Here is a 12,558-nt window from a genome sequence, read left to right on the forward strand (position 1 = left end):
GATCACTGTAATAGACTGACGTCTGCGATCCACGGAGATGCCTGAAATGCGCGTACTGGTCACCGGCGCCGCCGGTTTCATCGGCTCACATCTGAGCCAGCGTCTGCTGGCCCGTGGCGATGAGGTGCTGGGCTACGACAATCTCAACGCCTATTACGACCCGCGCCTGAAACAGGCCCGCCTGGACAGGCTGCTGCCGCTGGACGGCTTCGGGTTCGTGCAAGCGTCGCTGGAAGACCGCGCCGCGCTGGAAGCGGCCTTCGACCAATTCAAGCCGCAACGCGTGGTCAATCTGGCTGCGCAGGCCGGCGTGCGTTATTCGCTGGAGAACCCGCAGGCCTACGTGGAAAGCAATATCGTCGGCTTCCTCAACATACTGGAAGCCTGCCGCCATCGCGGCATCGAGCATCTGGTGTACGCGTCCTCAAGCTCGGTCTACGGCGCGAACAAGAAACTGCCCTTCGCCGTGGAAGACAGCGTGGACCATCCGGTCAGCATGTACGCGGCCACCAAGAAGGCCAACGAACTGATGGCCCACACCTACAGCCATCTGTTCGGCCTGCCCACCACGGGCCTGCGCTTCTTCACCGTCTACGGACCGTGGGGACGCCCGGATATGGCGCTGTTCCTGTTCACCCGCAAGATATTGGCGGGCGAGCCCATCGACGTGTTCAACCACGGCCACCACACCCGCGATTTCACCTATGTCGACGACATCGTCGAAGGCGTGATCCGCACGCTGGACCGCGTACCCGGGCCGGACCCGGCTTACGACCCGCTCGCCCCCACCCCCGCTAGTTCCACTGCACCCTATCGCGTCTACAACATCGGCAATCACCAGCCGGTGCAACTGCTGCGCTATATCGAGGTGCTGGAGGAATGCCTGGGCCGCAAGGCCGAACGCAACCTGCTTCCCTTGCAACCCGGCGACGTGCCCGACACCTACGCCGATGTCAGCGCTCTACAGCGCGATACCGGCTACTCGCCTTCCACCTCCATCGAAACCGGCGTGCGCCGCTTCGTGGACTGGTACCGGGATTTCTACCAAACCTGAATCTGGGCCTGTTGACGCCCTGATTCAGGTTTCCCCTGTCCGGAACAGCATGCCTTCGGCGTTCTAGTTGACGTGACCAACACAGGGGAAATGGAATGTTGCGCTCAATTGCTGGCCTGACGGCCGTCTGCCTGTCGCTCCTGCTGACCGCCTGCGCAAGCAGCGGCGGTAGCGCGAAAGCGCCTCCGGCCGTCCAGGCGACCGCCACCGCTGTCGATTCCTACAAGATCGGCGTCGACGACATCGTGCAGGTGTCGGTCTGGCGCAATCCGGAACTGGGCATCACCGTGCCGGTCCGTCCCGACGGCATGATCTCGGTGCCGTTGGTGGGCGACGTCGCCGCAGGCGGCCACACTCCGGCCGAAGTGGCCAAGGACATCCAGACCAAGCTCGCCAGTTTCGTGCGCGACCCGCAGGTCGCCGTGATCCTGACCGACCTGCGCAGCCACGAATACCTGTCGCGCGTGCGCGTCACCGGTGCGGTGCGGCAACCGATCTCGATTCCCTACCGCCCCGGCATGACCGTGCTCGACGCGGTGCTGGCCGCCGGCGGCGTGACCGAGTTCGCCGCCGGCGATCGTTCCGAGCTGTACCGCAAGTCCGGCGAAGGTACCGAAACCTATGCGGTGCGCCTGGACAAGATCCTCAACCGCGGCGATCTGTCGACCAACTTCCCGGTTTCGCCGGGCGACGTCATCACCATTCCAGAGCGCACGTTCTGATGAGCGCAGAAGCACTTCCCGGACGCCGTTCCACTGCCGTCAACCGGCCTTCCACCGCCCTTGCTCCGAACGAGATCGTACCGATCCTGCTGAACGAAGGGCGCCGCCACACGTTGATGCTGGTCGCGATCTTCGCGGGCATCGCCTTTCTCACCCTTTTCGCCGGCCTGTTCCTGCTGCCGAAGAACTACACGGCCTCCACCACCATCCTGGCCCAGGAAAGCGACATCATCCAGCCGCTGCTGGAAGGCCGCGCCGTGGCCACCGGCGTCACCGACCGCGCCGGCATCGCGCGCCAGGTGATCTACAGCCGCAAGGTGCTGGAAGACGCTCTGAAGACCGGCGGCTGGCTGGAAGACAATCCCACGCCGCTGCAGCGCGACCGACTGCTGGAAGAGTTGAAGGAGCGCATCACCATCCGCGCCTCCCGTCCCGACCTGGTCGAGATCACCTACCGCGACTCCGATGCGCAGCGCACCTACAAGGTCACCGAACGCCTGGGCGCGATGTTCATTAAGGAAAGCCTGGCCACCAAAGGCCGCGAAAGCCGCGAGGCCTACCAGTTCATCGATGCGCGGGTGAACGATTACCACAAGAAGCTCACCGACGCCGAAGACAACCTGCAGCAGTACCGCTCCGCCAATGCAGACGCGCAACCCGGCAGCGCGACCGACGCCAGTACCCGCATCAGCGCGCTGCGTACGCAGGTCGAGCAGACCCGCATGGCGTTGCTGGAACAGCGCTCGCGCGAAAGCGCCATCACCTCGCAGCTTTCCGGCGAATCCGCCGTCACTGCCGTGCAGACCCGCGAAAGCCTGTATCGCGGACAGTTGCTGGAACTGCAGAGCCAGTTGGACCGCCTGTTGCTGACCTACACCGAGCAGTACCCGGACGTGGTGCGCATCCGCCACCAGATGGCCGATATCCAGCAAGCGATGCGCGATGAAGAGCAGCGGCGCGCGACGGCGCCGAAAACCGCCAGCCCGTTCGACGACGCGCAGATGAATCCGCTATACCAGGAACTGCGCAGCCAGCAGGGACAGGCCCGCCGCGAAATGGCCGCCACCCAGTCGCGCATGGGAATCGCCGAATCGCTGTTGGACGAAGAACTCGGCCGCAGCCGCCGCATCGCCGCTTCGGAAAGCGCGCTAGCCGAACTGACCCGCGACTACGAAGTCAACCGCGACATCTACCAGGATCTGTTGCGCCGGCGCGAGAACGCGCGCGTGTCGATGGAACTGGATCGCGAGGAGCGCGGCCTCACCCTGCGCGTGCAGGACCCGGCGATCATGCCCTTGCGCCCGACCGGCCTGCGCTTCCTGCATTTCGCCATCGCCGGCCTGTTGATGGCGGTGGTGGTGCCGCTGGCGCTGCTGTTCCTGAGGGTGCGCTTCGATCCCCGCATCCGTTCGGCCAATCAGCTGCAGAAGCTCTCCGACCGCCAGTTGCTGACGGTGGTGCCGCTGTACCGCACGCCGCGCGACCAGCGCCGTCTGCGCCTGCGCCAGGCGATGAGCCTGGGAATACTGTTCGTGGTCGTGCTGGCCTACGGACTGGCGTTCGGCTACAAGCAGATGATGGCCTGACATGAACGCCATGAACCGACAAGACAACCTGGAACCGATCGTGGACCCGACAGTGAATCAGGATACTGAACGTTCGCAGGGCGTCCTCCGCCGCGTGGATGCGGCCCGCTCGCTCGCCCTGCTCGACGAGCCCAAGGCGCTGACCACGCGCGAACTGGAGGACCGCCGCGTTATCCACCGCAATGACTCGGTGCGCGAGCAGGCCGACGCGTTCCGCGAACTGCGCACGCGCCTGCTGGCCGCCGGCGGCGAGCGCAACTTCGTCACCCTGGTCGCCCCGGTCAGCCACGGCTGCGGTGGCAGCTTCGTGGCGCGCAATCTGGCTGCCGCGTTCGCCTTCGACGACACCAAGACCGCCCTGCTGATCGACTGCGATGTCCTGCACCCCTCCCAGCACACCGCCTTGCGTGTGGATACGGCCAGCGGCGGATTGATGGATTACCTGGAGGACAGCTCGCTTGACGTGAGCAGGATCCTCTACCGCACCGGAGTGCCGCGGTTGCGCCTGATCCCCAGCGGCCGCCAGCGCGAAACCACCGGCGAATCCTTCAGCTCGTTCCGCATGCGCGCCATGATCGATTCGGTGCGCAGCCGCTACCCGGACCGTTACCTCATCCTTGATAGCCCTTCCGTGCTCGGTTCGCCCGACGCGCGCATCCTTTCCGAGCTGGCCGACATGGTGGTGCTGGTCGCCGGCTACGGCTTGGTGACGCCGGAGAAGATCGAAGCGGCGCTGGCCAGTTTTCCTTCTGAAAAAGTAGCCGGCGTCGTTTTCAACAACCTGCCCTGAAGCATCCGCAAGGAGAAGGCGCATGCACCCCAAATACCTACGCGCGTCGGTCATCGCCACCAGCCTGGTGTGCGTGCCCGGCACGGCCTGGGCGGCACGTGTGGACTACAGCCTGGACCTGGGCATGGAGTGGAACGACAACGTCACCCTGGCGCCGTCGGACCCCATCGACCAGCGCTACCTGCGCAGCGGGCTGGGCTTCCTGGTGACCGAGAACAACTCCTCGGTGCAGGCGCATGCCGATGGCCGCGTCGAATACCGCGATTACGAAGACGACGTGTTCACCGACACCGTCGACGGCACGCTGTCCGGCAGCCTGAACTGGATCGCCATCCCGCAGCGGCTGTATTTCCTGGTCGAGGACAATCTGTCCATACAGCCGGTCGATGCGCTGGTACCCGATGCGCCGGGCAACCGCCAGCAGGTCAACGTGTTTTCGGCCGGACCCACCATGATGTTCAACTGGTCGCCCACCCTGCAGGGGCAAGCCGAACTGCGCTACGTGGACAGCGACGCGGAAGTGACCGACGAATTCAATTCGCAGCGCTTGGCCTTGGCGTTGCGCACCATCAAGGAGCTCACTCCCACCAGCCGGGTCTCGCTCAACGTGCAGGCCCAGCGCGTGGACTTCGAAGACGACATCGTAGCCCGCGACTACAACCGCTACGATCTCTTCGGTCGCTACTCCCGCACCCTGGCCCAGTTCGAATTGGGCACCGATCTGGGTTACTCGCGTATCGAATACCGGCAGGGCAGCCAGACGCGCTCGGAACCCTTGTTCCGCGTCGATGCCACCTGGAGCCCGAGCGAGCGCCACAGCCTGACCGTGATGGCCTCCAGCCAGTTCTCCGACACCGCCATCGACGCGCTGAGCAGCATCCAGGCCGATGCCACCCTGCCGCAAAACGTGCTGACCGGCGATGCGGTGGTCAACGCTTCGCCGTATGAGATACGCAACCTGGATTTGGAGTACACCTTCACCAACACGCGCCTGAACTTCATGGTGGCGCCGTACGTGCAGAAGCGAAACTACGTGGATTCGGACGAATTCGACCAGAACAACCATGGTTTGCGCAGCGATCTGCATTGGCTGCTGCGCCGCTCGCTGACCCTGGGCATGTACGGCACCTACGAGAAGATCGAGTACACGCAGTTGGGCCGCGAGGACGAAACCACGCGAGTGGGCGCCACCTTGCGTTACCAATGGACGCGCCACTGGAGCGCGGGATTGGAATGGGAGCGCTACAAGCGCGACAGCAACGCGGTCGGGCAAAGCGTCTCGCAGAATCTGGTGTATCTGAGTATTTCGTATTCCAATCGTTGAGGAGCGCGTCATGAGCCAGCAGTCGGCCCCCGCGAGCGCATCGCGCAAGCAAGGACGCGGCTGGTCCAGCGCCTTTCTCCTTTGCCTGGCCATGCTTGCCGCGGCCATGGCCCAATGCAGCGAGGCCGGCGACAACCAGGTGGTACCGCCCGCGCCCGCGCCTCCGCCCGCACCCGGCCCGCAAGCCACGACCGAGAACCAGAGTCCGACCGCCGATGCTCTCGTCGGCACCGGCGGCCTGAAGGTGGATCTTTCGTTCGTGGACAAGAAGTCCGCCGCTTATTCGCGCTTCAAGTCGTATGTCGATTCGGCGGTGGCCGGCAGTCCCGGCTACGCGTTCGCAGCGAGCGATGCGGCGCTGATGTTCCGGCTCTCGGGCGCGGATAAATACTGCAAGCTGGCGGTGGCCATGGTGGAGAAGCAGGTGGCCGACGCCGAGGCCACGATCGCATCGGGCGGACGTCCGGAGATTTCCGGCGATTCCTATCTCGAAGTCGGCCCGTACATCGCCGACCTGGCCCTCACCTTGGACAGCTGCGCGGCCGATATTCCGGCCGACCAACGCAAGCGCTGGTCGGCCTACGCCGAGCAGGCCGTATGGAACGTATGGCACCACGGTTCGGCCCAATGGGGCGGAAAACCGCATCCCTGGACGGGCTGGTCCACCGACAATCCCGGCAACAATTATTACTACAGCTTCCTGGAAGCGACCATGTTCTGGGCGCTGGTCAGCGGCAGCGACAGCTGGATGAAGGATCTGCGCGAGCGCAGACTGCCGCCGCTCAAAGCCTACTTCGCCAAATTGCCGGGCGGCGGCAGCAGCGAAGGCACCGGTTACGGCGCGGCGCACATGCGTCTGTATTCGCTTTACCGGCTGTGGCGCGACAGCACCGGCGAGGACCTCGCCAACGCCAGCCCGCATGCGCACGACAGCATCGCCTATTGGGTGAATGCCACCGTCCCGACTCTGGACCGGTTCGCGCCCATCGGCGACCAGTCGCGCAACTCGGTGCCGGAGCTGTACGACTACCATCGGCGGCTGGTGCTGGAAGCGCGGCAACTGACCAACGAGCCCGAAGCCCTGGCCATTTCCTCGTGGTGGTTGGACTCCATTTCCGTGCCCAGCATGAGCGGCGGTTTCAACAGCCGCTACGACCTGCTTCCCGCCGGCAAGGGCGGCCATCCACCGAGCGGACTGCTCTATCTTGCCGAAGGCACCGGACACCTGTTCGCCCGCACCAGCTGGGACAAAGATGCGATGTGGGTGTCCTTCGTCGCCGGCCCCTACAACGAGAGCCACGCGCACCAGGACCAGGGCTCCTTCACCCTGTTCGCGCGCGACTGGCTGGCGGTGACCGAAAACATCTGGAGCCACAGCGGCATCCAGCAAGGGACCGAAGTCCACAATGTCGTCCGCTTCGAGCGCAGCAACGGCAGTGCCAGCCAATGCGCCGCGCCGCGCGGGGACCTCATCGTGCACCAGTGCGAAAGCACCGAATCGCGTTCCAAGTTGACGGTGACGCCGGGCCAGCAAGGCGCATTTTCCGCCACCGCCGACCTGACCCCCGTCTACCGCGGCAATCCCGCGCTGGGAAGCTGGCAGCGCAAGCTGGATTTCGCCGGACGCAAGTTGACCGTCAGCGATCAATTCAAACTGGGGGCGGGCACGCGCGCGATATTCCAGGTCAACGTGCCGGCCGAACCGAAGATCAACGGCAACGAAGTGCTGGCCGGTGGATTGCGGATGCGCGTGCTGGAGCCGGCCAACGCCTCCATCAGCATCCACGAGTGGCGCAAAGTGGACGCGCAGGAGTTCCGCAGCGGCTGGCGCATCGAGGTAGCCGGCGGGCAAAGCGGGTATCTGGTCGAACTCTCAGAAAAATGATTTGCGTCACGTTTTTGCCGTGACGGACCCTGCAGGACCGTCACGAAGGCCCTGTTTCGGGCGAAATCCGAACCCTGACGCCAGCTGAACGAAGCCATTTCAGCCCCATACACGTGTCCGGTAGTTCCGACCGACCACGTTATGATGCGCCCGCCGATGCGTTTGTATGGGCTAGGGGGAGCCAGAGCGAAACGACAATAATCCTATTGTCGTTGTTGTGCGCGCGGCTTTAGGAGAATCCCCCGTGCAGCACCCCAATTCAGCAGCATCCCGGGCCTTGCGCCCGCTCGTTCGCCGTAAGCGCCTGATCGCCGCTTCCCTTGTCGGCGGCGCCTTCCTTGTCACCGTCACCGTTTCCAGTGCCGCCGGCTTGTTCGGCGATCGCTGGGAGAAACGGTCGGAGGACGCCTGGCAGCAATACCTGACCGCAACTACGCGCGCGCAGTCGTTGGCCCGGGCCTATTCGGAAACCTTGCTACCGGTCAGGCTCATGAGCCTGCTCCGCAGCCGCGTCCGCGCCGCCTCTGCCCCGGCCAAGCCCACGCCTGCGCCCATCGCCAGCGCCATGCCACCGGCAACAACGCCTGCATCGGCAGGTCCGGTCATGAGCGGCGGAAGCAGCGGCCCGCAGATGGCCAACTCGTCCCTGCCGCGCCTGATCCAGCTGCCTTCGGTACGGCGCTACGTCAACACCGGCTCGGCCGCGTATACGCGCTTCAAGAATTGGGTAGACGCTGCGGTGAACGGCAGTCCGGGCTACGCCTTCGCCGCCAGCGAGGCGGCGATGATGTACCAGCTGTCGCCCGAGACCAAGTACTGCACCCTGGCGGTGAACATGGTCGAGCGGCAGGTCGCCGACGCCGAAGCCGCCATCGCGGCGGGCAGCAATCCCGAAATCGCCGGCGACTCCTACCTGGAAGTGGGCCCGATGATCTCGGACCTGTCGATGACGCTGGTCACCTGTTCGGCTTTCATCACCGGCACGCAGCGGACGCGCTGGTCCGCGTATGCGGAGCAGTCGGTATGGAACATCTGGAACTACGGCAGCGCACGCTGGGGTAGCCGTTCGGCGCCGTGGACGGGCTGGTCGGTGGACAACCCGGGCAACAACTATCACTACAGCTTCCTCGAAGCGACCATGTACTGGGCGCTGGCCACCAACAACGCCACCTGGATGTCCGAACTGCGTAACCGCCGCCTGCCCGCGCTGCAGGCGTATTTCGCCAGACTGCCCGGCGGCGGCAGCAGCGAAGGCACCGGTTACGGCACCGCGCAGATGCGTCTGTTCTCGTTGTACCACCTGTGGCGCGACGCCACCGGCTCGGACCTGGCCAACACCAACACTCATGCGACGGACAGCATCTATTACTGGATCAACGCCACCGTGCCGACGATGGACCGGTTCGCCCCGATCGGCGACCAGTCGCGCAACTCGATCCCCGAGCTGTACGACTATCACCGCCGGCTGGTGCTGGAAGCCAGGCAGACCGCCAACGGCGAGGCCGCGCAGCGCGCCGCTACCTGGTGGCTCAGCAACATCATGATGAAGAACAGCAGCGGCGTGCTGTTGCCTGGCACGCAGATGAATTCCGGCTTCAACTTCCGCTACGACCTGCTGCCGGCCGGCACTACCGCCACCCCGCCCTCCAACCTGGTCTATCACGCCAAGGGCGTCGGGCACCTGTTCGCTCGCACAGGCTGGGACGTCAACGCGATGTGGGTGGCGATCGTGGCCGGTCCGTACAACGAGAGCCATGCGCACCAGGACCAGGGTTCCTTCACCCTGTTCTCGCGCGACTGGCTGGCCGTCACCGCCAACATCTGGAGCCATAGCGGCATCAACCAGGGTACCGATGTGCACAATCTGGTGCGCTTCGCGCGCAATGGCACCGTGGCGCGCCAGTGCGAATCGACCACCAAGATCTCCACCATGACGGTGACTCCGGGCGCCAGCGGCGGCGACTTCACCGCCAACGCCAACCTGACGCCCGCCTTCTGCGACAACACCGCGGTGACCTCCTGGGGGCGTCAATTCACCTTCGCCGGCCGCAAGCTGACCGTGCGCGACACCTTCGCAATGACCGCCGGCACCACCGCTACGTTCCAGGTCAATACGCCGGTGCTGCCGACCCTGGTCAACAGCCGCGAGGCCACTGCGGGACGCCTGCGGGTGCGCGTGCTGGAACCGGCCAACGCCACCATCAATAGCAACTTCAGCACCGGCAAGTACGTCGAAGATGGCGCGCGCTACCGCATCGACGTGACCGGCGGCACCACCGGCTACCTGGTGGAGCTTTCCGAGATCTGAGCCTGCCGGGAATCGAGCGAAAACAAAAAGCCGCCTGTTCGATACAGGCGGCTTTTTTCGTATCGCGGCCGGTCAGACGGCGGCAAGACCGCGCTTGGAAAGCGCATGCCGGACGTAGTGGAACATGTACCAGCATGCTTGCCAGAGGGTGAGGTGCTCCGATTCGCGGTATACGCGCCACTGCCAGCGCGCCGCCCTCAACTTGTTGGAAGAAACCGAGCCGTTGCGCACCAGGTAATAGGCCAGCGGGCCTTCATGCCGGACGCGCACGGCATGGCCCGCACGGCGCACGCGGTCCAGCCAGAACACATAGTCTTCATGGCCCATGCGCACGAACGGCACATCGCCCAGACGGCGGTCGTAGACGCCGGTGAGATTGCCTATGTGGTTGCTCTTGAGCATGTCGCCATAAGCGATCTCCGCGGGCGGCTCGACGCAGGACAGCAGATGGCCGTCTTCGGCGACCCGCTGATAACCCGCGTAGGAAACCAGCGCGCCGCTCTCCTGCATTTGCGCAAGCTGCAATTCCAGCTTGCGCGGATCCCACCAGTCGTCGCTGTCCAGGAAGGCGACATGGCTGCCCGACGCCGCGCGCAGTCCCGCATTGCGGGCCTCGGCCACGCCCGCATTGGCCGGTTGGCTGACGATTTTCACGCGGGAGTCCGCGCTGGCGTATTCGCGCATGATCCGGGCCGATCCGTCGCGCGAACAGTCGTCCACCAGCACGAGCTCGAGGTTGGCCAGCGTCTGCCGCAACACCGAATCCACCGATTTCCGCAGCGTCTGCTCCGCATTGAATACCGGCATGATCACGCTGACCAGCAGTTCCGCGGAGCGGCCGCTGCCGTTGGCCGATTGCAGGGAAGTGGCGGTGGTCATGCCGCGCTCCGCACGGAGGCTTGGGCAGAGCCGGCCCACGAAGACTTCGGCGGCGGCAGGATGAAGTCGCGATACTCGTTGGGGTTGCCTTGCTTGCCCGCCTCGGCCGCCTTGATGATGTTGTAGACCTCGCGCGCGCTGACATAGTGCAGCACGTAGCGCTCGCCATCGTTGTAGGCGCGCTCCAGATGCGCGTGCATGGCATCGGTCGGCGGGCCCAGCAGCGTGTCCATGTCGTATTCCTGGGTGCCGTGGGTATGCACTTTCACGAACACCCATTCCGGCTTGCCTTCCACGTGCACGCCGGTGCGTACCCAGTCGTCGATGCGTTGCGGGGTCGGCGGACAACCGCGGCGCACGTCGGCGTTCTCGATGCGCGGAATCACGCCGGCCTTGCGCTCGCGCCAGTTCAGCCCCAGCGGCCCCTGCACGATCATCAGGTCTCCGGTCGCGTTGCCGCCCACATGCACCGCCACGCCGTCGTCGTGCGACTTGGGGTGCTGCGGGTCGTCGGTGGCGTAGTAGATGGAATTGATGGTGCGGGTCTGGGTGTCGCTGGGCGCGGACGGCAGGGTGAAGTCGGCGTAGCAGCCCAATTCGCGCAACAGAATGAGTTCGTTGTTGAGGCCGCACCAGCGCCCGTCGCTGCGCGAGTTGTCCAGGCACCAGTTGCCGTGGATGAAACCGAAACTCAGCTCGCCGGTGACTGGATCGCGCGACAACGCGCCATGGCGCTCATGCAGGATGTTGCAGAAGCGGCGGATGCTTTCGCGGAAATTGGCTTCGGTATCGTTGTCGTGGTGCAGGTGTATTTCCAGCTCGCCGTAGCCATCGGCGCAAAGCGCGGCGACCTTGTCCAGGTGCTCCTCGGCGTATTCCTCTTCCGGATAGAAGAAGCTGTGCTGCGGGGGGCGGCCATCGGCATCGCGGTGCGCCGAAGCCAGCTTGCGGTAATCGCGGCACCAGCGGTCCACCCGTGCGCGCTGGGTTTCCAGATCCGCGCCATGCCACATCGGTTCGAAGTGGTCGACGAAACAGAACATCACATGCACCGGCTGGCCGGTCACGCGCGGGATCGGGCGGCGCAGGTAGCTGCCGATCCAGATTTCCATGTTGCGCGCGCGCAGCAGGCGCCAGACCACGAAGGCCATGGCGGCCGCGGCCAGGACGACCGCTATCGCGCTCCATTGCAGCGCGCTCCATTGCAGCATGCTCCACTGCAGCATGCCCCATTGCAGAATGCTCAAGATTTCCCCCTTGCCTTTATCGCGTTCCGGCCGCTGCCGTTACATGGCAATCAACGGCATAAGCGGCCCGCGCAGGCCAGTCCGGCTGCAAGCGGCGGACGGCCGCTCAGGCTTCGGCGGGCAAGGCTTGCAGGTTGAAGCCCTGGGCCTTCCACTCGGGAATCAGCACGGTCAGCATCTCCAGCGACAACGTGCTGTCGTCGTGCATCAGCAGGATGTCGCCCGCCTGCACCGGGTGCCGGCGGATGATCCCGATCAGCTCGGCCGCCGGGCGGCGGCTGTAATCCAGGCTGTCGTAGGACCAATAGGTGGTGCGGCGGCGCTGGCGGAAGAAGTTGGCCAGCATTCGCGGCGGCATCACCCCGCGCGGCGGCCGGAAGCTGTGGCGCGGCCGCCCGTCGATCGCGCTGAGCAACGCATCGGTACGATCGACTTCGTCCAGCTGCGCCGATAGCGACAGCTTCTCGAAATGCGGATGGGTGAAGGAATGGTTGCCCAGCGTATGCCCTTCCCCGGCGATGCGGCGCGCCAGCTCCGGATGGGCCTCGATCTGGCCGCCGATGAGGAAAAAACTGGCCTTGGCCTGATGCTGGGCCAGCAGTTCGAGCAACGGGACGGTGTGCTCGGCGTGCGGGCCGTCGTCGAAGGTCAGGTACAGATTGCGGCCCGCACGCGAACCGGTCGTGGTCACCAGCGAGCTGGGCAACCAACGCAGGATCTTGAGTTTTCTGGGCCGTGGGGTCATGGGGAGGGCAATGGATGC

10 protein-coding genes are annotated in these 12,558 nt (G+C 65.0%); 7 read left to right on the forward strand and 3 right to left on the reverse strand.

Translation table 11 applies throughout. From position 1 onward, the window contains the following. The first annotated feature begins 46 nt into the window (after positions 1–46). The 7 genes from BLR66_RS04965 (at position 47) to BLR66_RS04995 (ending at position 9,669) form a co-directional block, all read left to right on the forward strand. Positions 47–1,054 carry an NAD-dependent epimerase gene (locus tag BLR66_RS04965; RefSeq protein WP_093280498.1) on the forward strand — a complete coding sequence of 336 codons (1,008 nt, stop codon included), beginning with the start codon at positions 47–49 and terminating at the stop codon, positions 1,052–1,054. 95 nt (positions 1,055–1,149) lie between these two features. Next, on the forward strand, positions 1,150–1,776 hold the full coding sequence (locus BLR66_RS04970; protein ID WP_093280500.1) for an XrtA/PEP-CTERM system exopolysaccharide export protein: 627 nt from the start codon (positions 1,150–1,152) through the stop codon (positions 1,774–1,776). After that, positions 1,776–3,362, forward strand: coding sequence for an XrtA system polysaccharide chain length determinant (locus tag BLR66_RS04975; protein ID WP_093280502.1), 1,587 nt, complete (start codon positions 1,776–1,778; stop codon positions 3,360–3,362). Before BLR66_RS04970 ends, BLR66_RS04975 begins: the two co-directional genes overlap by 1 nt. 10 nt (positions 3,363–3,372) lie before the next feature. Then, positions 3,373–4,152, forward strand: coding sequence for a P-loop NTPase family protein (locus BLR66_RS04980; protein WP_143014550.1), 780 nt, complete (start codon positions 3,373–3,375; stop codon positions 4,150–4,152). Between the two features lie 22 nt (positions 4,153–4,174). Then, complete coding sequence (locus BLR66_RS04985; protein ID WP_093280505.1) at positions 4,175–5,476, forward strand: outer membrane beta-barrel protein; 1,302 nt, start codon at positions 4,175–4,177, stop codon at positions 5,474–5,476. A gap of 10 nt (positions 5,477–5,486) precedes the next feature. Beyond that, positions 5,487–7,361: a heparinase II/III family protein gene (locus tag BLR66_RS04990; protein WP_093280507.1), complete on the forward strand. Its 1,875-nt coding sequence runs from the start codon at positions 5,487–5,489 to the stop codon at positions 7,359–7,361. A gap of 277 nt (positions 7,362–7,638) precedes the next feature. After that, positions 7,639–9,669 (forward strand): heparinase II/III family protein, encoded by a 2,031-nt coding sequence (locus BLR66_RS04995; RefSeq protein ID WP_093280513.1) that lies wholly within the window; start codon positions 7,639–7,641, stop codon positions 9,667–9,669. Between the two features lie 72 nt (positions 9,670–9,741). On the opposite strand, the gene BLR66_RS05000 is transcribed toward BLR66_RS04995, so the two are convergent. The 3 genes from BLR66_RS05000 to BLR66_RS05010 all read right to left on the reverse strand — a co-directional run bounded on the left by BLR66_RS05000 (position 9,742) and on the right by BLR66_RS05010 (position 12,540). Then, the gene (locus BLR66_RS05000) at positions 9,742–10,548 is read right to left on the reverse strand and encodes a glycosyltransferase family 2 protein (protein WP_093280515.1); all 807 of its coding nucleotides are present in this window, start codon (positions 10,546–10,548) and stop codon (positions 9,742–9,744) included. Further along, positions 10,545–11,795: a hypothetical protein gene (locus tag BLR66_RS05005; RefSeq protein ID WP_255402303.1), complete on the reverse strand. Its 1,251-nt coding sequence runs from the start codon at positions 11,793–11,795 to the stop codon at positions 10,545–10,547. Before BLR66_RS05005 ends, BLR66_RS05000 begins: the two co-directional genes overlap by 4 nt. A 106-nt stretch (positions 11,796–11,901) precedes the next feature. Continuing rightward, a complete protein-coding gene (locus BLR66_RS05010) occupies positions 11,902–12,540 on the reverse strand; it encodes a polysaccharide deacetylase family protein (protein WP_093280519.1) in 639 nt (212 codons plus the stop codon). Positions 12,541–12,558: the final 18 nt, after the last annotated feature.

The sequence above is a fragment of the Pseudoxanthomonas sp. CF125 genome, from assembly GCF_900104085.1.
Classification (GTDB): Bacteria; Pseudomonadota; Gammaproteobacteria; order Xanthomonadales; family Xanthomonadaceae; genus Pseudoxanthomonas_A.

What these genes read in the sequence shown, in the direction of transcription:
- BLR66_RS04965 (WP_093280498.1), top strand. Translation starts at nt 47, where the DNA reads ATGCGCGTACTGGTCACCGGCGCCGCCGGTTTCATCGGCTCACATCTG.
- BLR66_RS04970 (WP_093280500.1), top strand. Translation starts at nt 1,150, where the DNA reads ATGTTGCGCTCAATTGCTGGCCTGACGGCCGTCTGCCTGTCGCTCCTG.
- BLR66_RS04975 (WP_093280502.1), top strand. Translation starts at nt 1,776, where the DNA reads ATGAGCGCAGAAGCACTTCCCGGACGCCGTTCCACTGCCGTCAACCGG.
- BLR66_RS04980 (WP_143014550.1), top strand. Translation starts at nt 3,373, where the DNA reads ATGAACCGACAAGACAACCTGGAACCGATCGTGGACCCGACAGTGAAT.
- BLR66_RS04985 (WP_093280505.1), top strand. Translation starts at nt 4,175, where the DNA reads ATGCACCCCAAATACCTACGCGCGTCGGTCATCGCCACCAGCCTGGTG.
- BLR66_RS04990 (WP_093280507.1), top strand. Translation starts at nt 5,487, where the DNA reads ATGAGCCAGCAGTCGGCCCCCGCGAGCGCATCGCGCAAGCAAGGACGC.
- BLR66_RS05000 (WP_093280515.1), bottom strand. Translation starts at nt 10,548, where the DNA reads ATGACCACCGCCACTTCCCTGCAATCGGCCAACGGCAGCGGCCGCTCC.
- BLR66_RS05010 (WP_093280519.1), bottom strand. Translation starts at nt 12,540, where the DNA reads ATGACCCCACGGCCCAGAAAACTCAAGATCCTGCGTTGGTTGCCCAGC.